The sequence below is a fragment of the Rheinheimera sp. 1928-s genome (assembly GCF_029269265.1).
In the GTDB taxonomy this organism is placed as follows: Bacteria; Pseudomonadota; Gammaproteobacteria; order Enterobacterales; family Alteromonadaceae; genus Pararheinheimera.
Genome location: NZ_JARIXP010000001.1, coordinates 361,125 through 384,078, shown reverse-complemented (window position 1 = coordinate 384,078; position 22,954 = coordinate 361,125). Strand labels below are relative to the sequence as shown.

The window sequence follows — 22,954 nt, the reverse complement described above, 5'->3', positions numbered from 1 at the left end:
CGGTACGTCGCAACTGTCGGGAACGTTGTTGCGACGTTGCGACGTTTCTGGAGAATAAACATGCAGATTATTGCCCACCGTGGTGCCAGCGGTTTTTACCCGGAAAATACCTTGCTGGCGATAGAACAAGCTCTGTTGGCAAATGCTGATGGTATTGAAATTGATGTGTTTTGTGTCGAAAACGAGTTGGTGGTGATCCATGACGAAAATGTCAATCGCACCACTAATGGCACAGGCTTGTTGCAGGATTTTACACTCAAGCAATTACAGCAACTGGACGCAGGCTCTGGTCAGCAGGTGCCGACTTTATGGCAAGTGCTGCAACTGGTGAACAATCAGACGCTGCTGAATATTGAACTCAAAGGTGCAGACACGGCGAAACCATTACTAGAGCTGCTTAAAAAAGCCGAAACACAGCTAAATACAGATCCCCAAAAATTAGTGATCTCTTCTTTTAATCACCATTTGCTCAAACAAGTTAAAAGCCAAAGATCTGATTTAAAACTCGGCGCTTTAACAGCCTCATTACCGCTGGATTACGCCGCCTTTGCATCAGAGCTGGGGGCATGGTCAGTGAACTGTGATAAAGGTTTTATTAACCAACAGATGGTGTTGGATGCGCATCAACGTGGCTTAAAAGTGTGGGTTTACACAGTAAACGATGCTGTCACTGCCGCAAAAATGCAGCAGTTAGGTGTGGATGGAATTTTTTGTAATTATCCGCTGGAAGCCAGAAGCTGGTAGCATTCCAAAAAAGATCAGTGTTTGTGGCTGTCACAACTATGGCACTGATTGCAGAGACGTATATTTAAGATATGTGCCAGCACCACAAAAGATGCGCCGACAATCAGAATGTAATGTTCGTAGTCATGGCCAAAAATATCTTTTTGCCAGTAGATAAAACCACCTAAAAATAACGAATAAAAAGGATAAATCTTTTTGTGATAACGGTGGAAACCAGCAAACAAGGTAATAAAACCCAACGCCATAGTGATCAGTAAAATAACCTGCTCAAAGGCATGGTTATGCCAGGCGCTTAAGCCTAACAGCGGTAATAAAGGCAATAATACAGGCAGCATAATACAATGGATAGCGCACAAAGATGTGATGGCTATACCTACTTTATCCAACGTATTGCGAACCTGACTTAGCACGAATTGACACTCCGATTTTGAAGGAGTGAGATAATATAACAAATCAAAACAAAAACAAACCGCCTGCCTCAATCTTTCCCAATTCGCAGAGAAAAGCTGCCCGGCTCAATCGGCATCTGTTGCTGGCTGTGGCATAATGCTGAAAATTTTTTGGAGACAAAATCATGGATCAATTACTGGAACAACTGGATCAAAACTTAAAAGATCTGTATCGCAAAGCTTTGGATGCAGACGCAGTTTTAGACGATATCCAGCAACAAGGTCATGGCAACTATCAGACTATTTTTGTGAACGATAAGAGTTTTCAGGTCAGCAGCAACAGATTCATGCCTTATTTAAGCGAAGCAGCTGAACAGGTTGCAGCTATGCGTCAAACTCAGCAGTTTAATACCGCCACCTTGCAGCGAGTAGTCAAACAAATTCAGTTATTACACAAAACCTTAGCTGAGTTCCGCCAGGTCATTACAAAATAGGTTATTTTTCAACCTTCTTATAAAAAACTATTCTAACGCAAAAAGGCCGTTGCACTACTCTAACAGAGGAGAAGGAGTACGCCATGGCCACTTTAACAACGTCATTAGACAGCATCAAACAGGAAGCTCGGCAATCTGCCTTTTCCGGCACTCCGTCGCACCCTAATCCCGGATCTTTGCTCTCAAGGGAGCTGGAACCCGCATTACAGCAAAACAAATTTCAGCAGACAATCTCCAGCTTGCCACAAGAGCAACCGCAGAAGGAAGAAAGCCGGCAGGATTCAATTCGGGTAACAAGCACTATAGGAAAAGCAGCCTCCAGTGGCCAGTTAAGCCGGGAGGAGGCCGTTGCCATTTACAGAGAAATTGCTAATCTCATTTAGCCGTTTTTTGCTGATGTGAAGCCACTACAGGTTTGATATTGTCTTTAAACCAACGCTCTAACATGACACGTTCAAATTCAAAAGACTGATCCGCTCTGAACGTACCAATTCTGCTCATGAAACTCATATCTTTTAACTTCAGATCTTTCTCTTCCATTACAACCGTCTTGCTTTGATCAAGCAGGATATAACTGAAATTGATGCGTGGAATAAAGACCTCTTTGATCACACGGATCCGCTCACCTGTCTGGGTGAACATATGGTTCACATCACCGGCTAAATCTATATCTGTGACTACAACATCCCAGCTATAACCTTCTGGTAATTCTTTCGCTAGGTCTGCAAACATTTTATCGAAGCTGGCCATAGTTCTTTTTTCATAGGCGCCACGGACTTCGTTAGCTGGTTTCATATCAGTAAACTTTTTGTAGTCTTTGTATTCCACTTTTACTTCGCCTGCCATTGCAGCACTCATGGCAAGTAGGGAAAGCATCACTACAGCTGATTTTATAAAACGCATAATACACCTCTTCTTTTTTGCACCTGACACACAAATACTTCAACAAAACAGATGGCAGATAACTCTGAATCAATGATCCACAATCTCTTATTCTACAGACATCACTATAGCCCAGTCTGTTCCTTTGTCTGAAGTGATTAATTGTGCCAAGACGTGTTCAGATGTAATACCTTGCTGACAAAGCCTGACAGTGAACCCATTAGTCCTTGTGCTGGTTTCTTATTGGTTGGCAATACAATGAACTTTTGTTGGGCGCACCAATGAAAAAAACCGCCCGGAGGCGGTTTTTTATTTAACTAAAACAACGTATTAACCGGCACGGCCAGCACGTTTACGGTCGTTTTCAGTTAAGTGGCGTTTGCGAATACGAATAGAAGCTGGTGTTACTTCAACCAGTTCGTCGTCATCGATAAATTCCAGAGCCTGTTCTAAAGCGTAACGGATTGGCGGAACCAGGTTGATGGCTTCGTCAGTACCAGAAGCACGTACGTTAGTTAACTGTTTGCCTTTTAAGCAGTTTACAGTTAAGTCGTTGCTACGGCTGTGAATACCGATGACCTGACCTTCATACACTTCTTCAGCATGGCTGATAAACATACGACCACGTTCCTGCAAAGAGAAAATAGCGTAACCAGCAGCTTTACCCGTAGCGTTAGAAATCAATACACCGTTCATACGCTGGCCAATAGTACCGCCTTTGTACGGGCCGTAGCAGTCGAAGCTGTGGTACATCAGACCGGTACCTGAAGTCAAAGTCATGAACTCTGTACGGAAACCAATTAAACCACGGCTTGGCATGTTGAAGTCCATACGAATACGGCCTTTACCATCCGGTTGCATATTGGTCAGGTCAGCTTTACGCTCACCCATTTTTTCCATGATAGAACCCTGGTGCTGTTCTTCCACGTCAATGGTGACGTTTTCCATTGGTTCAGTTTTAACGCCGTCGTCTACTCTCATGATTACTTCAGGACGTGATACAGCCAGTTCAAAACCTTCACGACGCATGTTTTCGATTAACACGCCTAAGTGCAATTCACCACGGCCTGATACTTTGAACTTGTCACCGTCTTCAGTTTCTTCAACACGTAAAGCTACGTTGTGTTTCAGTTCAGCATTTAAGCGATCTAAAATCTGACGTGAAGTAACAAATTTACCTTCTTTACCAGCAAACGGAGACGTATTAACCTGGAAGGTCATAGTCACTGTTGGTTCGTCTACCTGCAGAGCTGGCAACGGGTCAAGATTGTTTGGAGCGCAAATCGTATCGGAGATTTTCAGCTCGCCTAAACCAGTGAAGGCAACAATATCACCAGCGTTAGCTTCAGTCGCTTCAATACGCTCCAAGCCTAAGTAACCAAAAACCTGACCTACTTTAGCATTACGTTTATTGCCATCGGCACCAATCACTGTGACTTGCTGGTTAGGCTTTAAAGTACCGCGTTTGATACGGCCGATACCGATAATGCCTAAGTAGCTTGAGTAATCCAGCTGAGACACCTGAATTTGGGTATCACCGTTCAGTTCAACTTTTGGCGGAGCTACGTGCTCAACAATAGCTGCGAACAAATCGTTGATATCTGTTTTTGGCTCGTTGTAATCCAGAGTCGCCCAACCATTGATCGCTGATGCGTAAACGATAGGGAAATCTAACTGCTCGTCAGTTGCGCCTAAGTTGTCAAACAGATCGAATACCTGGTCAATAACCCAATCAGGACGTGCGCCCGGACGGTCAATTTTATTCACAACAACAATAGGCTTTAAGCCGTGGGCAAAAGCTTTTTGAGTTACGAAACGTGTTTGTGGCATTGGGCCTTCAACAGCGTCAACTAATAACAATACAGAGTCAGCCATAGACAATACACGTTCAACTTCACCACCGAAGTCGGCGTGGCCTGGTGTGTCCAGGATGTTGATGTGGTAACCGTTCCAGCGTACTGAAGTATTTTTTGCCAAAATGGTTATACCGCGTTCGGATTCCTGGGCGTTGGAGTCCATGACACGTTCCTGCAACTTGGCGCGGGCATCAAAAGTGCCTGACTGTTGCAGTAATTTGTCTACCAAAGTTGTTTTACCATGGTCAACGTGCGCGATAATGGCGACATTACGCAGTTTTTCGATCGCTGAAGCGGTTCCGCTCATTTATATTTCCTCTGTGGCACTAGCTGACCATAATCTTGACTACTAGGCATTGACTAAAAGTTGTTCGAATTCAAGGGCGCGTATTCTACTCTGTTTTTACGCAGAAAGAAAAATTAACTGTGATCTGCTGTGGCTTATTTTTACAACATAACGACTACCTGATGAATTTCAACGCTTTTCAGTGACAGCGCGATGAAACTTGCTATTTTAAATCAGGTTTATTTGAAAAAGCACCAGCTTGGGGCCCTTGCCTCACAATGAGGCAGCATTGCACCAACTTAACGCAAAAGCCTGCTTCATTACGAAGCATCAAGATATAAAGTCATTACAAATCAATACCATAAATCTTTGGCACAAGAATAGCATTACAAAGCGCAAAGCTTTGGCCTAAGCCAGCATTATAAAAACAGGTGCTTTATGGCACCCGTCAACAGCACAAACCGGAGGAATGCATGTCTGCATCTACAGTACTGAGTTTTATCAAAGAGAACGACGTAAGATTCGTTGATTTACGCTTTACAGATACCAAAGGTAAAGAACAACACGTCACTATCCCAGTCAGCCAGATCAACGAAGATTTCTTTGAAGACGGTAAAATGTTCGACGGTTCTTCTATCGCCGGCTGGAAAGGTATCAATGACTCAGACATGATCCTGATGCCACAGCCTGACACAATGCTGCTGGATCCTTTTTCTGAAGAAACTACAGTCAATATCAGCTGTGACGTTATCGAACCAAGCACTATGCAAGGTTACGAGCGTTGCCCGCGTTCAATCGCTAAACGTGCTGAAGAGTACCTGAAATCTACCGGTATTGCTGACACCGTATTGTTTGGACCTGAACCAGAATGGTTTATGTTTGATGACGTGCGTTTCAAAAACACTATGTCTACTGCCTTCTTCGCTATCGATTCAGCAGAAGCAGCATGGAACTCAGACAAAGTATACGAAGGCGGCAACAAAGCTCACCGCCCAGGTATCAAAGGCGGTTACTTCCCGGTACCACCAGTAGATCAACACCACGATATCCGTAGCGCTATGTGTGTAGTGCTGGAAGAAATGGGCCAGGTGGTTGAAGCTCACCACCACGAAGTTGCTACTGCAGGTCAGAACGAAATCGCAACTCGTTTCAATACGTTAACTAAAAAAGCTGACGAAATTCAGGTATTAAAATACGTTGTTCATAACGTAGCGAACCTGTATGGCAAAACTGTAACCTTTATGCCAAAACCACTGGTTGGCGATAACGGTTCAGGTATGCACTGCCACCAGTCATTAGCAAAAGATGGTGTCAACCTGTTTGCTGGTGATAAATATGCTGGTTTATCAGAAACTGCCCTGTACTACATTGGCGGTATCATCAAACACGCTAAATCAATCAATGCCTTCACTAACCCTTCTACTAACTCGTACAAGCGTTTAGTGCCGCACTTTGAAGCTCCTGTAATGCTGGCTTACTCAGCCCGTAACCGTTCAGCGTCTATCCGTATCCCACTGGTACCAAGTGCTAAAGCACGTCGTATCGAAGTGCGTTTCCCGGATCCGGCAGCGAACCCTTACCTGGCTTTCGTAGCTCAGTTAATGGCTGGTTTAGATGGTATTCAGAACAAGATCCACCCAGGCGATGCCATGGATAAAGACTTGTATGACCTGCCACCAGAAGAAGAAGCACTGATCCCTCAGGTTTGTGGTTCTTTAGACGAAGCTCTGGATGCATTAGATGCAAACCGCGCTATCTTCACTAAAGGCGGCGTTATGTCTGACGCGATGATCGATGCCTACATCGAACTGAAACGTGCTGAATCCAAACGTGTATCTGTTGCAGTGCACCCACTGGAATACGAACTGTACTACAGCGTTTAATTCATAGTTAATCCGCTGTTTTGACATCGAAACCCGCGCCTGTCGCGGGTTTTTCTTTGGCTGGAATTTGAGATCCATGCCCGGACGGATTAGAGTAAATACAGCTGCGACCATAATCCGGATTTCCATGAACAAGCTGATGCTGTTTTTTGTTTTACTCTGCACCACTGCATTTTACACCAACGCATTTGCGCAGCAGGTTTATGTCAGCGTCGATAAAAATGGCGTCCCACTGTATTCAGACAAAGCTGTTGCAGGCTCTAAAAAACTGGAACTGAAAGTATCTCTGCAAAGCCAACAGCCACAACAAGCCACTCAAATCGACCCACTGGCCCCTTTAACTGAGGAAGTTCCGCTTTACCAGTTGACTATATTGACGCCTGCTCAAGAAGACACTGTGATTTCCAACCAAGGCGAAGTGGTGGTGCAAAGCGATGTCAGCCCTGAACTTGCCGATCATCACAAGCTACGTTTAGTACTGGATAACAGTCACTACAGCCCTTTGCAGCAAAGCAGCAACTTTCGCTTGCTGGGCGTGGAACGAGGCGAACATCAACTCCGGCTGCAAGCACTCGATCAAAACGGCAAGCTAATTGCAGAAAGTCCTGTCACAACCTTTTATTTACGTAAAACTACAATAGCTACACCAAAATAGTGCGTTTTGACGGTGATCCGTCCGATTTTACAGTACACTGTGAAATTAAAGCACCATTTTGGTGCAATAGGTGAGCGCAGTGACCCAACAACAAAAGACGATGGATTTTTCCACCACCGACTTTACCGATCAACTCAGCACCGCCATATTGGTGCTGGATAGCCAGTTGCAGGTGCAGTATTTTAATACCGCCAGTTCGGCGATGTTTGGTGTGGGCGAAAAACGACTGGCGCAGCAGTATTTTTTTACCTTATTTCAGTACACAGATTTAACCTCCAGCTTCTTTTTAACTGCACTGCAAAACCGGCAGGGTTTTGGCATCAGCGATGTGCAGGCCGTGTTGCTGGATGGACGGCATATTCTACTGGACGTCACAGTCAATCTGATTGAACAACCCCATTTAGCCCTGATGCTGGAACTACGTCAGGTTGATCAGCAACGCAAAATCAGTCTGGAAAGTTTGCAACAGCATCAGCATCTGGCAGCCCGTGAATTGATCCGCGGTTTAGCCCACGAAATTAAAAACCCTTTAGGTGGTTTGCGTGGTGCAGCTCAGTTGCTGGAAGAGTCGTTGAATGACGATCAAAAAGAATACACTCAGCTAATTATTGCCCAGGCAGACCGGTTGCGTAATCTGGTCGACCGTTTGTTGGGCCCCTACAAAGCACCGAGTAAAAAAATATCTAACGTGCATCAGGTACTGGAGCGCGTCAGTCAGTTGGCACAAATGGATAACCCTACTCATGTGCAGTTTGTGCGCGATTACGATCCGAGTATTCCGGACTTTTCCTTTGATCCTGAACTGATTGAACAGGCCTTATTAAATATTGTTGGCAACGCCCAACAAGTGCTGACCGAAGGTGGTCAAATCACCTTACAAACCCGGATCTTAAATCAGCATACTATCCATGGCCGTCGCCACCGTTTAGTCGCCGCCATAAAAGTGATAGACAATGGCCCCGGCATTCCTGCTGAAATTAAAGACACCTTATTTTTCCCTATGGTCACAGGCAAACCTGGTGGTACCGGCCTGGGCTTGTCGATAGCTCAAACCCTGATCCATCAACATGGTGGCTGGATTGACTGCGAAAGCTGGCCCGGGCAAACCGCTTTTACTTTGTATTTACCGCTCAATAACTCTGGAGAAGAACAATGCAGCAAGTAGTCTGGATTATTGATGATGACAACTCGATCCGCTGGGTATTGGAAAAGGCGTTAGCCAGGGCTGATATTGCCTGTGAAAGTTATGCTTCGGCCGATTTAATGTTACAACGTCTGCAGTATGAACAGCCAACAGTAGTGGTATCTGATATCCGGATGCCAGGCACTGATGGTATGGCGTTGCTGACCAAGTTACAGGAACTCTCGCCCGAGTTGCCGGTTATTATTATGACCGCGCATTCGGATTTGGATAGTGCAGTGAACGCCTTTAAAAAAGGCGCATTTGAATACCTGCCAAAACCTTTTGATATCAATGAGGCGGTATCGCTTATTCAGCGTGCTTTAGCGCATAGTCAGGCCAAACAACCCAAACAACAGGCTGTAGTGCAAACTGAAGTACCGGAAATTATTGGCGAAGCTCCCGCTATGCAGGAAGTGTTTCGCGCTATTGGTCGCTTATCGCGCTCCAGTATCAGCGTGCTGATCAACGGCCAGTCCGGTACAGGTAAAGAGTTAGTGGCGCATGCCCTGCATAAACACAGTCCACGTTCAGAGCAGCCTTTTATTGCACTGAATATGGCGGCTATTCCAAAAGATTTAATTGAATCTGAACTCTTTGGTCATGAAAAAGGCGCTTTTACCGGCGCGGCTAATTTGCGTAAAGGCCGCTTTGAGCAAGCCGATGGAGGCACTTTATTTCTTGATGAAATTGGCGATATGCCACTGGATGTGCAAACCCGTTTATTAAGGGTATTGGCAGACGGTCAGTTTTATCGGGTCGGTGGTCATCAGGGTATTAGCGTGGATGTACGTATTATTGCAGCCACTCACCAGAATCTTGAGGTGCTGGTGGCTGAAGGTAAGTTCCGCGAAGACTTGTTTCACCGTCTGAACGTGATCCGTATTCAAATTCCGGCATTAAAAGATCGCAAACAGGATATTCCCAAACTGGCCCAGCATTTCCTGCAACAGGCAGCCCGCGAGCTGAATGTTGAAGCAAAAAGCCTGGCTAGTGAAACTGAGAAGTTTTTAGCTCAGCTCGACTGGCCTGGTAACGTACGCCAACTGGAAAACAGCTGTCGCTGGTTAACAGTCATGGCCAGTGGCAAACAAGTACTGTTATCCGACTTACCGCCAGAACTCACCAGTGCGCCAAAAGTGATAATAAATTCCACAGCCGGCGGCCAACAAAGCTGGCAAGACGCTTTAGCCGCCTGGGTCAGTCAGAAACTCAATGCCGGTGAAGAAAATATTCTGGCTGAAGCTGGACCAGAATTTGAAAAAATTGTACTGCAACAGGCGTTGCATTACACCCATGGCCACAAACAAGATGCGGCTAAACGTTTAGGCTGGGGTCGTAATACCTTAACCCGTAAATTGAAAGAGCTGAATATGGAGTAGGAGATCTTCTCCTTCTCTGTCATAAAAAAAACCAGCCAGATGGCACATCATTCCATCTGGCCGGCAGGAAACTGAATTGCGTTTAAAAAGGTTCGAGCGCAACTTCTATGCTTTTGTAATACAGCGAGGTTAAACCTTCGTAGCCAGAGTCTGTGCCAACAAAGACCCAAACCCTACCCTGTCCATCACTGTACAAAGGAATGCGCTGACTGGTTGTGGTTTGAACTGTTTTTTCGGCAAATACAGAGCCATCACAGGCTGCGCCTTGGGCGGCAACATCACCTATCACTTTGGCATGACTGCCTGATTGTGACTGCTGACCTTTGTCCAGATTTAAATAGTAGCCCTCTTGTTTTGGTTCTTTGTCACCGTAACCAAACTTCAGGTAAACACTTTCACCTGGTGCGCCCCCTACTCCGACACAATTGACACCAGCATTAGATAAAAAGGTCAGTCGAACCCTGGCGTAATATTTAGTTGAAGGTTCAAGCCCGGAAAACTGGTTTTTCAGGAACATAAACAAATCATCACTGCGATTCATGCCAGAAAGGTAGAAGCCTTTAGTCGATGCCTCACCCGGCAAAGTGCGGATACCTGACGCCAACTGGTAAATAGCTGCATTGTCGGCAGGATAATCAGAAAAGCCAGCGGTCCAGCCCTGAGCTCCGGAGTTGAAATTAAAATTGTAGGCTTTGTCCTTACCTGATATCAGCTCCACATCACAGCCTGAAAGGAACAACCCACTAAACACCATTACCAAAGCCAAACGTTGCATCATCGATCTCCTTTTTGCTGCCTTGAGTCTAAGGGCAAGAAAAAGTGGCGCTGTGACCATTTGTAATGGTTAGGTTGGCAAAAGTTACAGGATACAACCAAAGGTAAAACCAGCCGTCAGATGCGGCTGGTTTGTTTGGGTTTAAGCAAAGGGTTGATCAATACTGACGGAGGGTTGTGTAAACCATTGAGGACCAGCAGCTGTCATATAAAAATGATCTTCCAGCCGCACACCAAACTCACCCGGCACACAGATCATAGGTTCGTTACTGAAACACATACCTGGCGCCAATAAAGTATGTTCATTACGCACCAAATAGGGGCCTTCATGAATATCCATGCCAATGCCATGGCCAGTTCTGTGCGGTAAACCCGGCAGTGCATAATCCGGCCCTAAGCCATGAGCTTCCAATACTTGGCGCGCTGCTGCATCCACCAAACCACAAGCCATACCCAACTTTGCTGCGCTAAAAGCAGCAGCCTGAGCCGCTTTTTCTACAGCCCAGATTTCGCGCTGACGATCAGAGGGCGTGCCAAAGACATAACTACGAGTAATATCAGAGACATAACCCAATAAACGACAGCCAGTGTCAATCAATACCATATCGCCAGCTTCAAGGCTTTTAGGTGTTTTCACGCCATGTGGGTACGCTGAATCCGGGCCAAACAATACGATACAAAAATAGGATCCACTGGCGCCTACTTTACGATGTGCTTCGTTGATAAAAGCTTCGGCTTCAGTGGTGCTGATGCCTTGATACAAGATACTGGCGACGGCTTGATGCACTGCCAGAGTCATATCCATAGCCCTCTGCATAATGGCGAGTTCAGCCGCTGACTTTTGCGCCCTGCAGCCCTGAGTAATGACTTTACCACTGACAATCTGTTGATGTGGATTGGCCTGACGTAAGCCTTCAAAAATAAAAAATGCGCTGCTGTCATCCAAAGCCAGCACAGGATCTGCTTTATGACAAATGCGTTTGACGCTATCAAGCAGCAATTGATAGGGGTTTTCGTGCTCTTGCCAGCCCAGCACTTCGCCCTGTACCACCTGAAAACCGCTGAGCGTAGGAATTTCAAACACAGGACTGATATACAGCAGTTCACCTTCAGCCAGCTCTTCTGCAAATAGCAGGGCCCCCACTAACCTTTCGCTGGCATACCAGACTGTACCTGTGAAGTAACTTAAATTAGTGCCGGCATTCAGATACAACACATCGATGCCATGCTGACGCATCAACTGCTGAGCCTTTTTGATCCGAGCCTGATACTCCGCCAGCCCTATAGGCTGCACACCCGCCGTCATTGAGCTTAAGCTGTCCAGCGCCTGTTGTTTGGTTTGACCACCTATCTGACTCATCATCTACTCCGGTTTTCAACTGATAAGCTGAGTATGCGACTGTGATTGCATGAATTAAAATGATATAAACTCAACAACCCATGAATTGAGCTCATCTATGTTGCCTCCACTGAAAGCGCTGCAGGCCTTTGAAGCCACAGCCCGACTAAAAAGCTTCAGCAAAGCCGCAGAACAGCTGTTTGTCACACAAAGCGCCATCAGTCATCAGGTGAAACTGTTGGAAGACTTTATCGGCCAGCCTTTGTTGCTGCGGCAAAACAAAAGCGTAGAGCTGACACAGTCGGGCGATATGCTGTATTCAGTGGTGCGGGATTGTTTTGTCCGGCTGAACTCTGTCACTCAGCATTTATTAAACCAGCCTCCTGTGCAGTTAAAAATTCTGGCACAAACCTCTATTGCAGTGGAATGGCTGGCCCCCCGACTGGAATTATTTAAACAGCGTTATCCTGACCTGGACACCTTATTGGATATGGCGTCTATGGCGCATCATGCCGATGCAGAGCAGTACGATATGATCCTGGGCACCTGGCCCGCCCCTGCTGGCTTTGTCAGTCAGCAATTACGCACAGAGTTTTGGTACCCGGTTTGTGCGCCAGCACAGTTTCAGTTGTTAACTGGCGCAGAAGCAGCAGAACTACTGGATTACCCACTGTACAGCTCAGAAACAGGCGAAGACTGGCAGTTATGGTGTCAGCATCAACAACTACGCAGCCCTGCAGCTTTGCAGCTGCGTTATGTCAATCTGGCGTTACTGGCAACAAAAGCCGTCAGTTGTGGCAGTGGCTTTGCATTGTCGAATGATTTTATCGCAGGGCCTGCTGTAGCCGCAGGCCAGCTGATTGCCTTGCGTCAGTTTAGTTATCAGTTGCCCTGGGGCCAGTATCAGCTGCATTACAAAGCCGACAGTGTGCAAGCTACTGCTGTAGAGCAGTTTATTCAATGGCTGACGGAACAACTTCAGCCACAAGTTGTTCCGAATTCAGCGCGTTGATTTAGTATTCAGTGCGCTGATTCAATATTCAGTGCGCTGCGTGTAGGCCCGCCAGAACATCACACCACAAACCAAAAACATAAAAGCCAGCACCAGCGGCAGACTGTTCCATTTTTGCATCACAATGATGTTGTCTTCTGGCCACAACAGCTTTTTATTGGTCGCCGAAGTGCGGATGCCATGGATTAAAAAGTCACCTACTTTATTTTCAATAAAAAATATCAGCTGGTTGTCTCTGTTTAAAAAGCCGTACAACTGCTGGGTATTGTCGCAGTCCTGTCTGCCTTGCAGAGGTAACCATTCGGTCGACAAGCTGCTTTTTAAATAAATAATACCTTTACCGCCTAAATCGGCATCGCAATTCATACCACTTAGTACCGCAGGAACCTGCAACAAATCAGAGCCATCACTTTGCACTATGTATTTGGGAAACCAGACAAAAACGGCCACCGCGACAGCTGCAAGCAAAAAACTGCACACACCGCTCCACTTTAAACGCCGCAAACTCCAGTTCAGATACGACAGGCTCTTTTTCATCGGTTTACCCCCACAATGTAAAAGTCGCTAAGGTAGCAGTGTCGCAGGTTTTAGGAAAGCGGAAAACTATCCTGCGTCTGATCTGCAAACAGCTTCCTTTTCCATAAAAAAACGGCAGCCTGCTTAGCAGACTGCCGTTTTCTGGTACTACAACTTAAGACTTGGCTTCAGCTCTGGCTTCTGCCTTTGCTTTGGCTTTTTCCTGCCATTTCTGTTGGCGCTCTGCCTGTTTAGCTTTTTGCTCAACCGTCAGTACCTGGTTGATCTCAAACTGTAATTTGGCGCGGGCCACTTCGTGATCCAGTCTGTCTTTTTGTTTGGACTCTAATAAAGCCCGTACCGCTGCTTCATCAAAATGATCCGCTTGTACCAGGGCTTTTAACTGCTCCATTTCTGGTTTTGCTTCACCACGTTTTGGCATAGTGGCGCGGTGTTGTTCCATCAGAGTTTTAATCTGTGTTTTTTGCGCATCGGTTAAATCCAGTCCTTTTAAAGCCTTCATATGGAAGCCGGCTGCCGGGCCATGGCCTTGATGACCACGTTCAGGACCTGCAAAGCTGCTGATGCTGGTTGCGGCAACTAAACCACTGAATAATAATGCAATCACTGTAGAATGTTTCATAGTGTCTTTCCTCGTTTGGGCTGTATTGCGACAGTGATAGCTTACGACACTGAATGCAAAGCAGCGCAAAGCCAACGTAAAGGTTGTGTAAAGGACTGCAACAAGATGGCCTTGTCTTTTACACTGGCAAAAAAACAGCCCGGAGCTGAAATGACTTCTATATTGATGATTGATGATGACGTAGCTCTGACCCAGTTGGTGGCGGAATACCTGCAGCTGGATGGTTATCAGTTTACGGCAGTGCATCAGGGGCCTGAAGGTCTTGAACTTGCTAAATCCAACGCCTTTCAATTGGTATTGTTAGATATTATGTTGCCCGGCATGGACGGTTTAACAGTGCTGAAGCAGTTACGCCAGCATAGCTACTGCCCTGTGCTGATGCTTACTGCCCGGGGGGATGAAATCGATCGGGTGGTTGGCCTGGAACTGGGCGCTGATGATTATCTGGCGAAGCCTTTCAGCCCAAGAGAACTGGTGGCGCGCATTAAAGCTATTTTGCGCCGGGTCGAGTTGGTGCAACAACAGCAGCAACCTCAAGCCAGTTCTTTGCAGGTGAATCAACTGAAACTCGATAGCGCCAAACGCCAAATCTGTGTACTGGATAACCCTTTGGTATTAACAGCCACCGAATATCAAATTCTTGAGCTATTAATGCGCCATGCGGGTGATGTGGTCAGTAAAGAAGATTTAAGCCAACTGGCTTTAGGTAAAAGATTGCAGCTGTACGATCGCAGTCTGGATATGCATATCAGTAATATCCGCAAAAAAATTGCCCAGTATGATGAAGGTGAAAAAATTCAGACCTTAAGAGGTTTAGGTTATCTGTTACTCCAGGGTGAGAACTGATGAACTGGTCGCGTTGTAACCCGGTGAATTATCTGGCTGGCCGCATATTTTTATGGTTCTGGCTGGTATTGTCTGTGGCTGTAGCTGGCGCTATTTTGTTGGCCAGAGGCTGGCCTGAACAAACGGAAATACGGCGTTTACCCCACCCTGTGGCTGAGCAATTCAGGCATCTGAAAGAACATTTTCAGCCAATTGCCAATCTCACCCGATTACAACAGGATTTGGAACGCAAATACAAAGGCCGCTGGCTAATGGTCGATGTAGACAATAATCAGTTGCTGAATCCGGAGGCTCTCCCGAAAAACTTTGACCCGAACTGGTTGACTGAGCTATCGCAGCTCAACAGGCCCCGTATGCTGGTGTATAAAAATACTTTTGTGATGGGGCCATTAGTGATCGTGGCTTCGGATAAAAATGTCGCCTTATTTCAGCTAAAACAACGGCCTGAACAAGCCTGGTGGCAACTGCATGCATTACCGGAAGGCTTTTTGCTGATGTTGCTGCTGGCCGTATCTGCCGTCGCCAGCTTAATTCTGGCCTTGTCCATTACCCGACCTTTGCGTGAACTAAGTAGCAGCCATTTAAAATTTGCTCAAGGTGAGCTGGACAACAGAGTCACGGCACTGGCTGCGCGTAAAGATGAACTGGGCGATTTAGGTCGGGGCTTTAATACCATGGCCGCTCAGATAGAAAACCTGATCCATAACCAGCAGCGCTTGCTGCGGGATGTGTCGCATGAGCTCCGATCTCCGCTGACCCGCTCACAACTGGCGCTGGCGTTGCAGCAACGACAGGGGGATCATCCTCAGTTGCAACGTATTGAAATGGAATTGAAGTTGCTCGATCAACTGCTGGACGAACTCTTAACCTTCAGCCGACTGGACGCAGGTCAATACCCACTGGAAAAACAGCAACTGGATTTAACTGAGTTGCTCAATGCCATTATTGAACTGAATCAGCTCGAAGCCGACGCTAAACAACAGCAGGTCCATCTGAATGCGCCTGAAGAGTGCTGGCTGGATGCCGATCAACGCTTATTAGGCCGTGCTATTGAAAACGTGCTGCGTAATGCCATTAAATACAGCCCGGAGCAAAGCCTGATTTTATGCACACTCAAGCAGCACGAACAGCAGCTTGAGTTACTGATCCAGGATCAGGGACCAGGCGTGCCAGCAGAGAGTTTATCGCAAATTTTTGCACCTTTTTACCGGGTATCCACAGTGCGTGAACACCAGAATGGCACAGGTTTGGGTTTGGCTATTGCTGCTTCAGCCATACGGCAACATCAAGGTAGTATCAGCGCCAGTTTGCCTGAAACCGGTGGTTTAGTGATCCGTATTCTGTTACCCCTGCACAACGAAGGACGGCCCTTTGCCTGAAACAAACATTTACCCTCTGTCTGCCAGTTTTACTGAAGAACAACTGGCACCGGCATTGCCTTTGCTCAAGCAATTCTGGCAACAAGGCCAGCATCAGTCTTTTTTAAGTTTTGATCAAACCCGGCTTTGTTACAGCAGTTTTCGCCACCCAAAGCCCAGAGCTGAAATAGTGCTGTCACCAGGACGGATTGAAGCCAGCCAGAAGTATCAGGAATTCTGTTTTGATTTATATCAGGCCGGTTTTACTGTGCATCTGATTGATCACAGAGGTCAGGGTTTGTCAGACAGAATAAACCCGGATCGGCATTTAGGCGACGTGGTTGATTTTCAGCATTATGTGCAGGATTTTGCGCTCTGGTTACAGTGTCATATTCTGCCACAGCAGCAGGCACCTTTGCTGGGGCTGGCTCATTCGATGGGCAGCGCTATTTTGTGTCGTTATCTGCAGCAGTACACACAGCATGGGCTGATTGGAGCTGTGTATTGCTCCCCTATGTTTGGTATAAGAAGTCATCCTTTACCAAAAGCACTAGCTGAGCCTTTTGCCCGGCTGATGGCTAGACTAAACAGACTATGTAGCAGCCAAAATTGGTATTTCCCGGGCCAAACCCGTTATAAAGACAGACCTTTTACCGGCAATCATCTGACACACAGCCAGGTGCGTTATCAGCAGTTTCGGCAACTGTATATTGAGCAGCCTGAACTGCAATTAGGCGGAGTATCCTGCCGTTGGTTGACGCAGGCTCTGCTTGCTATTGAAGAGTTACAGCAAGCCCAGGCTTTGTCTTTACCTCAACTGATTATTCAGGCGACTGCAGACCCGGTAGTGGATAATGAACAACAACAGCGCTATCAACAAAAACATCCGTCCGCTGAGTTAGTAAAGATTGAAGGCGCCTTGCACGAAATTATTTTTGAAAGCGATGCACTGCGTAACCAGTTGTTCAGAGCGCTAAATAAGTTTTTTCTTCAAGTTGGATTATGAATATCAAACTCAGCCCGAATCATCACTTCTGCTTTAGCTCAGACTCTGAATAAGGCTCAGCGTGAATAATCACTTCCGCCTGTTTATACAAGGCCATTAATTGCTGCTCAGCGCGATCCACTATGGCATGAGCTGCCAGTAAAGATAAATCATCCTGTAACACCAGCCGCAGCTGAATAAATACTGCAGGCCCCGCCTGGCGGGTTTTTAGTTGTTCGACCGCCAGCACTTCGGTTTGGGTTAATACTGTGTCTTTGATACGCTGCAATTGTTCAGCTGGCAGTTGCTCGTCTAACAAATGCTGCAAGGCTTCTTTAGCCAGCACTACAGCGCTATACAGCAAATAACCACAGATCAGTGCCGCCACCAAATTATCTACCCATAAAAAATTCTGGCTGGTTAGAAACAGCGCTACCAGCACCAACAGGTTCATCAGCAAGTCACTGCGATAATGTAATAAATCAGCTTTCACAGCCAAAGAGCCTGTGCGCCGGATAATCCAGCGCTGGATCAACACCAAAGTCAAAGTTAGGCCAGCGCAAAGCACAGTGATCCACATACCAAAAGCCAGTTGCTGCACTATTCCGGTTTGATGAAAGCGGCTCACCGTTTGGGTGAATAACAGCAAAGCGGCTCCGGTTAAAAAGGCAGCCTGCAACAACGCCATTACAGCTTCGGCTTTGCCATGACCAAAACTATGGTTGCTATCCGCAGGACGCAGTGCATAACTCAGCACCGCAAAGTTTAATACCGAGACCAATAAATCCAGCGATGCATCCGTAAATGAGGCCAGCACAGAGCTCGAGTTCGTGGCTAGTACGGCCCATAACTTCAGCACTAAAATAGTCAATGCGAAGGTCAGGGTCAGATAACCAGAGCGCTTCACCCAAAGTTGATAATCTGTGCTTTGATTTGTTTGCTTATTCAAACTGCTCACGTCAGCCTCTTTCATCATCTGCATCCATAGGCATTGTACGCCAATTTTGATACACTCACCGCGCTTCAGATACTGGAAATCATCATGCTAGACATAGTGTTATACGAACCTGAAATTCCGCCAAACACCGGCAACATTATCCGCCTTTGTGCCAACACAGGTTTTCGCCTGCATTTAATTGAGCCACTGGGTTTTGCCTGGGATGATAAACGCATCAAAAGAGCTGGCCTGGATTACCACGAATTTGCTGATGTGAAACGTCATGCGAACTTTGCAGCCTTTTTAGCAGAGGTTCAGCCAACAAGGGTTTTTGCCTGCACCACCAAAGGCAGCAATCATCATAGCGATGCGCAGTACCAGTTAGGAGATGCCTTGGTATTTGGCCCTGAGAGCCGGGGTTTACCTGCGGATCTGCTGGCAACCTTGCCAAAAGAGCAGTGGTTACGCATCCCCATGACACCCGATAGCCGTTCGATGAATCTGTCCAATGCAGTGTCGGTATTTGTTTATGAATCATGGCGTCAGTTAGGTTATGCAGGCGCCAGAGCCTAAGTTTGCCAAGCTCTGAATCATAGAGCTATAGTGATACTCAGCCTGCTGATTTATCAGTATTTTTAATGAAATTACCCAGGGATTACATTCAGATGCTGCTGCGTTGCCTAAAATTTTGTCTGGCGCTTTGGCTTGTTTGCAGCAGTTTTGGCCTGCACGCTTATTTGCAAGTGCAACCTATGGTGCACTCACGTCAGTCACAACATTTAGCTATTGAGCTGTTCACTCAGGATAAATCCGGTTTATTGTGGTGGAGCACCAGTACCCAGCTACACCGTTTTGACGGGCACGATCACCGCTCTTATACTTTACCTGCCGAACTACAGACTCAGGCGCTGGTGCAGCTACTGACACTGGATCAACATAAACTCTGGTTGGCCAGTGTTGACCAACTTTGGCTGTTTGAACAACAAAGTGGTGAATTCCGCCAGATTTGGCAAAGCAAAACCCCTATTAAAGCCTTGTTTTTATCTGGCAATTCCACGCCATTGATCTTAACCGAACAGGAAATCTGGCAGTGGTCAGCCGAATCCACTGATGCGCAGTTGTTGTGGCGAGGCAGTAGTACAGCAGCGGGCTGGGCTCAGGGGGTCAGTGATGGCGCCTATTTATGGTTATGGTCTAAAGATGCAAAATTAGCCCGCTATGATTTGCAAAACCAAAGCTGGCAGCATTATCCGATGAATTTACCCCAGCAAACCGACTTAGCTTTAGGTCCGGATCAACAACTCTGGCTGCTTGCACAAAATCAAACACTCTATCAGTTAAAGCAACAGCAGCTCCAGCAGGTAAAGACTCCAGAACATTTTTATGCCACAGCTTTAGAAGTCGATCCTTTAGGTCAGGTCTGGCTGTTATCTGCCCAAACACTTTACCTCTACCAAAAAGATAACCAAAGCTGGCAAACTCAACACCTGGCTCAACCCTGGGTTCAGCTTTTTGCCGATCGGCATCAGAATATCTGGCTGGCGGATCCGGTCGGTACCTTAGCTCTGGCACAATCTTCGGCTTTAGAAGTTCAAGCCAGAGGGAAATCGGTCATAGTGGATCACAAAGGTCAACACTGGCAACTGGACCAACAGCAATTAACTCAGGTGACCCCCGATCAAAACCCCACCCCACCCCTGGTTTTTCCTTTTGCTTTGCAGCAGGTAAAAAAATGCTGGTATCAGGAACAGTATTTTGTTTGGGTTGGTCAACAAATCTGGCGTTATAACCAGAGCACAGCAAACTGGGTGTCAGTGGAGCAACAACCTGTACTGGATCTGGCGTTGGCAGACGATCAATTCTGGTATCTGACGCATCAGGGGTTATGGCAATGGGAACAATCCTCTACAACGTCCAGCTTATTGAGTGATCATGCCAACTGGCTTTTAGTACGTTATCAGTCAGGACAATTGTGGCTCTCTGGCAGCGACAGACTGTATTCCTATCAATTGGCTGCGCAACAGTTGGCGACCTACGACCTCAGCCCCTGCACTACATCACCTTGTCTGGATGCGCGACAAATTCTGGATATTGTGCCGGAACAGCAACAGCTGTGGCTGCTGACTCCGGATCAGTTGTATCACTACGAGGCTCAACAAAATCATTCTAAATTAACTCTGATCCTGCAAAACCAATGGCAGGTGCCCTGGCAACAGCAACGTATGCTGAAGCAGGATCAGCAAGTATGGCTTTGGTCCAGACAACAGCTGAGCTTACTGGATCTGACCGATCAGTCTTTGCTGCAATGGCAACTGAACCAGGCTGAACAATTGAACCCCTTTCAGGTTCAGTTAGTGGATCAGCAATTGCACATCAACAGCTCCATAGGTCATTACCGATTGCCACTGACTCAACACAAAAGCAGCACCATAGCGAACCCTTTGCGTCTTGAACTCGTTGCCGAAAATGGCCAGCGATTGAAACAACAGGATCATCTGTTGCAACTGGACAGCTGGGGCCCACTGCTACAGTTTCGCCTAAGCCATTACCCAACGGCTGGTAAGCAATGGAATTACTTCCGTTATCGTTTGGATAATGCACCAGCTGTGATGCTGACTTACCCTCAGCGCCAGTTTACCTTGCATCTGGATAACAGCGCTATGTATCGGCTCTCCATTGAAGCAAGTCAGGATGGGTTGAGCTGGCAACATGTGGGTGACTATCAATTGCAGTTTAACCGCTACTGGTGGATCCAACAAAGCTGGCTCTGGCTGATGTTGTTTGCCTCAGTATTGATGCTGGTTCTGTTGTTATGGCGCTATAAAAAGCACCAGAATCGTTTGCATCAGGCGATGGAACAGCAGCTGATGATAAGCTCCCTATTCGACAACACCCAGGATGCAGTCTGGTTAGGCGATGAGCAGCTGCGTATTGAAAAAGTAAACCAGGCTTTTTGTCAGATCACCGGTTTTGATGCCAAACAGATGGAAGGTAAAACCTTACAGCTGTATACAGCTCAAGGACATCAGACTGAACTACTAAAAACTATAGTGCAGCAGCTGCAGCAATTCAGCTTCTGGCGAGGTGAGGTCTGGAGTAAAAAAGCTAATGGTGACAGCTTTGCCTTATCACTGGCCATTACCTTGTTATCCGGCAAAGGGGCTTCGGAAGCCAAACTTTATCTGGCAATATTTTCTGATGTCACCAATCGTAAGCTGAATGAACGTGAGCTGCGAAAACTCAGCACCAGAGATCCCCTCACCCAGTTGCCTAACCGTGCTTTGTTTCTGGAACATCTGGACAGAGCATTCTTTAGCTGCAACAGCCGTTTTCCACACTTTGCTGTGCTGCTGATCGACCTGGATCGTTTTGCCAAAATTAATGATTCCTTAGGCCACGACAGCGGTAATATGCTGCTGAAAATGGTTTCTGAACGCCTGCAAAAACAATTGCCCGCAGGCTATATTCTGGCGAAATTAGGCGTAGATGAGTTTGCCGTTCTGGTGCCATCTCATTTCAGTCTTGAACAGTTTGACTTGTTGCTGAACCGACTGAGTTTACAGCTGCTGCAGCACATCAGACAGCCACTGTTGCTGGGGGATTTGGAAATCACTCTGACCGCCAGTATTGGTATTGCTGTCTATCCTGACGACGGCCGCTCTTCAGATATTTTGTTGCGCAGTGCTGATACAGCCTTGCACCATGCCAAACAAATGGGTCGCAACAATTCGCAATTTTTTAATGACAAGATGCTGCAACGCACTCCTGAATATCTGGCGTTAGAAAGCGATTTATGGAGGGGCATCAGCCAGGGCGAGTTTAAAGTGTTATACCAGCCTAAATACAATGTCAGCACCAATACCATAGTGGGCTATGAAGCTTTATGTCGCTGGCATAATCCAGCCAGAGGCATGGTCTCTCCTGTGATGTTTATCCCTATCGCAGAAGAAAATGGCGTCATTATTCAACTGGACAGGCTGGTATTCAGTCAGGTTTGCGCTCAGATCCGTCAATGGCAACAACAAGGCCGGATGCGGGGTCGTGTCGCAGTGAACCTGTCAGTACAACAACTGCAACAACCTGATTTACTGGACTTTTTACAACAGGAACTACAGCATTACCAACTGGATGCCAGTGTACTGGAACTGGAAATCACCGAAACCGCTATGATGCGCGACGCAGATCAGTGCCTTGAAGTGATGCATCAGCTTAAAGCTCTTGGTTTTACACTGGCGCTGGACGATTTTGGTACCGGCTATTCCTCTTTGGGTTACCTGAAACGTTTCCCTATCGATACCTTAAAAATTGACCGGGCTTTTATCAAAGACATGGATAGCTCAGAGCAGGATCGCAATATCACCTCCACTATTATCCGGCTGGCCAGTTATCTGAAAATCGCAGTAGTGGCCGAAGGTGTGGAAACTGAAATGCAGGCCTATTTGCTACACGTAATGGGATGTCAGGTGGTGCAGGGTTACTTATTCAGCCCACCAGTACAACCTGAACAGATTGCGTTGCTGCTGGATAAAGAACCGAAGAAAGACACCTAATTGCAGGGGCGGGGTTTATCCCCGCCCGAACGCTGCAGCGCCAAATACGACGGGTAATCCCCTAAGTAATTGGAGTTGCAGCGCGGCGGCAAGTGCACGAGACCCCAGGAGCATAGTAGTCCTATGTGACTGGGGCGAGCAGCGCAGCCAACAAAGCTGCAGCTTCAAGGACGACGGCCGTTTACCCTAAGTAGTTGGTGTTGCAGCTAGGCGACAAACGAACGAGACCCCAGGAGCATAGTT

21 protein-coding genes are annotated in these 22,954 nt (G+C 46.8%); 13 read left to right on the top strand and 8 right to left on the bottom strand.

The genetic code is table 11. The annotated features are described in order from the left end of the window. Window positions 1–60 precede the first annotated feature (60 nt). Entirely contained in the window at window positions 61–744 is a 684-nt protein-coding gene (locus P3C17_RS01760) for a glycerophosphodiester phosphodiesterase family protein (RefSeq protein WP_300927832.1), read from the top strand. A gap of 14 nt (window positions 745–758) precedes the next feature. Here the strand turns inward: P3C17_RS01760 and P3C17_RS01755 are convergent, their stop codons facing one another. Beyond that, window positions 759–1,154 (bottom strand): MerC domain-containing protein, encoded by a 396-nt coding sequence (locus P3C17_RS01755; RefSeq protein ID WP_233079700.1) that lies wholly within the window; start codon window positions 1,152–1,154, stop codon window positions 759–761. Window positions 1,155–1,318: 164 nt separating this feature from the next. Between P3C17_RS01755 and P3C17_RS01750 the strand changes: the two genes are divergently transcribed. Beyond that, window positions 1,319–1,627: a prephenate dehydrogenase gene (locus P3C17_RS01750; RefSeq protein ID WP_233079699.1), complete on the top strand. Its 309-nt coding sequence runs from the start codon at window positions 1,319–1,321 to the stop codon at window positions 1,625–1,627. A gap of 83 nt (window positions 1,628–1,710) precedes the next feature. Next, window positions 1,711–2,010, top strand: a complete 300-nt coding sequence (locus tag P3C17_RS01745; RefSeq protein WP_300927831.1) for a hypothetical protein — start codon at window positions 1,711–1,713, stop codon at window positions 2,008–2,010. On the opposite strand, the gene P3C17_RS01740 is transcribed toward P3C17_RS01745, so the two are convergent. Together P3C17_RS01740 and typA are read right to left on the bottom strand one after the other, a co-directional pair. Then, complete coding sequence (locus P3C17_RS01740; RefSeq protein ID WP_300927830.1) at window positions 2,003–2,530, bottom strand: DUF3016 domain-containing protein; 528 nt, start codon at window positions 2,528–2,530, stop codon at window positions 2,003–2,005. The two genes, P3C17_RS01745 and P3C17_RS01740, sit on opposite strands and share 8 nt — an antisense overlap. Window positions 2,531–2,839: 309 nt before the next feature. Then, on the bottom strand, window positions 2,840–4,672 hold the full coding sequence (gene typA, locus P3C17_RS01735) for a translational GTPase TypA (RefSeq protein ID WP_300927829.1): 1,833 nt from the start codon (window positions 4,670–4,672) through the stop codon (window positions 2,840–2,842). Window positions 4,673–5,124: 452 nt separating this feature from the next. On the opposite strand from typA, the gene glnA reads away from it, so the two are divergent. The 4 genes from glnA (at window position 5,125) to glnG (ending at window position 9,751) form a co-directional block, all read left to right on the top strand. Then, window positions 5,125–6,534, top strand: coding sequence for a glutamate--ammonia ligase (gene glnA, locus P3C17_RS01730; protein WP_300927828.1), 1,410 nt, complete (start codon window positions 5,125–5,127; stop codon window positions 6,532–6,534). Window positions 6,535–6,661: 127 nt separating this feature from the next. After that, a complete protein-coding gene (locus tag P3C17_RS01725; RefSeq protein WP_300927827.1) occupies window positions 6,662–7,189 on the top strand; it encodes a DUF4124 domain-containing protein in 528 nt (175 codons plus the stop codon). A 70-nt stretch (window positions 7,190–7,259) separates the two neighbouring features. Beyond that, the gene (glnL, locus tag P3C17_RS01720; protein ID WP_300927826.1) at window positions 7,260–8,354 is read left to right on the top strand and encodes a nitrogen regulation protein NR(II); all 1,095 of its coding nucleotides are present in this window, start codon (window positions 7,260–7,262) and stop codon (window positions 8,352–8,354) included. Then, the gene (glnG, locus tag P3C17_RS01715; RefSeq protein ID WP_300927825.1) at window positions 8,342–9,751 is read left to right on the top strand and encodes a nitrogen regulation protein NR(I); all 1,410 of its coding nucleotides are present in this window, start codon (window positions 8,342–8,344) and stop codon (window positions 9,749–9,751) included. Before glnL ends, glnG begins: the two co-directional genes overlap by 13 nt. An 82-nt stretch (window positions 9,752–9,833) precedes the next feature. Here glnG and P3C17_RS01710 read toward each other — a convergent pair whose 3' ends face one another. After that, entirely contained in the window at window positions 9,834–10,529 is a 696-nt protein-coding gene (locus tag P3C17_RS01710) for a hypothetical protein (protein WP_300927824.1), read from the bottom strand. Between the two features lie 138 nt (window positions 10,530–10,667). Beyond that, window positions 10,668–11,888, bottom strand: a complete 1,221-nt coding sequence (locus P3C17_RS01705) for a Xaa-Pro peptidase family protein (protein WP_300927823.1) — start codon at window positions 11,886–11,888, stop codon at window positions 10,668–10,670. Between the two features lie 94 nt (window positions 11,889–11,982). On the opposite strand from P3C17_RS01705, the gene P3C17_RS01700 reads away from it, so the two are divergent. Then, the gene (locus tag P3C17_RS01700; RefSeq protein WP_300927822.1) at window positions 11,983–12,876 is read left to right on the top strand and encodes a LysR substrate-binding domain-containing protein; all 894 of its coding nucleotides are present in this window, start codon (window positions 11,983–11,985) and stop codon (window positions 12,874–12,876) included. A 21-nt stretch (window positions 12,877–12,897) separates the two neighbouring features. Here P3C17_RS01700 and P3C17_RS01695 read toward each other — a convergent pair whose 3' ends face one another. After that, the gene (locus P3C17_RS01695; RefSeq protein ID WP_300927821.1) at window positions 12,898–13,413 is read right to left on the bottom strand and encodes a hypothetical protein; all 516 of its coding nucleotides are present in this window, start codon (window positions 13,411–13,413) and stop codon (window positions 12,898–12,900) included. A gap of 154 nt (window positions 13,414–13,567) precedes the next feature. After that, complete coding sequence (locus P3C17_RS01690; RefSeq protein ID WP_300927820.1) at window positions 13,568–14,035, bottom strand: Spy/CpxP family protein refolding chaperone; 468 nt, start codon at window positions 14,033–14,035, stop codon at window positions 13,568–13,570. A 150-nt stretch (window positions 14,036–14,185) separates the two neighbouring features. On the opposite strand from P3C17_RS01690, the gene P3C17_RS01685 reads away from it, so the two are divergent. Genes P3C17_RS01685 through P3C17_RS01675 form a run of 3 tightly spaced genes read left to right on the top strand, consistent with a single transcriptional unit; the run spans window position 14,186 to window position 17,245 of the window. Continuing rightward, on the top strand, window positions 14,186–14,881 hold the full coding sequence (locus P3C17_RS01685; RefSeq protein WP_233079686.1) for a response regulator transcription factor: 696 nt from the start codon (window positions 14,186–14,188) through the stop codon (window positions 14,879–14,881). Further along, window positions 14,881–16,260, top strand: a complete 1,380-nt coding sequence (locus tag P3C17_RS01680; protein ID WP_300927819.1) for an ATP-binding protein — start codon at window positions 14,881–14,883, stop codon at window positions 16,258–16,260. The genes P3C17_RS01685 and P3C17_RS01680 overlap by 1 nt, the downstream gene beginning before the upstream one ends. Next, window positions 16,253–17,245, top strand: coding sequence for an alpha/beta fold hydrolase (locus P3C17_RS01675; protein ID WP_300927818.1), 993 nt, complete (start codon window positions 16,253–16,255; stop codon window positions 17,243–17,245). Before P3C17_RS01680 ends, P3C17_RS01675 begins: the two co-directional genes overlap by 8 nt. Before the next feature lie 22 nt (window positions 17,246–17,267). Here P3C17_RS01675 and P3C17_RS01670 read toward each other — a convergent pair whose 3' ends face one another. Further along, complete coding sequence (locus tag P3C17_RS01670) at window positions 17,268–18,182, bottom strand: cation diffusion facilitator family transporter (RefSeq protein ID WP_300927817.1); 915 nt, start codon at window positions 18,180–18,182, stop codon at window positions 17,268–17,270. An 84-nt stretch (window positions 18,183–18,266) separates the two neighbouring features. Between P3C17_RS01670 and trmL the strand changes: the two genes are divergently transcribed. Together trmL and P3C17_RS01660 are read left to right on the top strand one after the other, a co-directional pair. Beyond that, window positions 18,267–18,734, top strand: a complete 468-nt coding sequence (gene trmL, locus P3C17_RS01665) for a tRNA (uridine(34)/cytosine(34)/5-carboxymethylaminomethyluridine(34)-2'-O)-methyltransferase TrmL (protein ID WP_233079682.1) — start codon at window positions 18,267–18,269, stop codon at window positions 18,732–18,734. Window positions 18,735–18,799: 65 nt separating this feature from the next. Continuing rightward, window positions 18,800–22,711 carry an EAL domain-containing protein gene (locus P3C17_RS01660; protein ID WP_300927816.1) on the top strand — a complete coding sequence of 1,304 codons (3,912 nt, stop codon included), beginning with the start codon at window positions 18,800–18,802 and terminating at the stop codon, window positions 22,709–22,711. Window positions 22,712–22,954 lie beyond the last annotated feature (243 nt).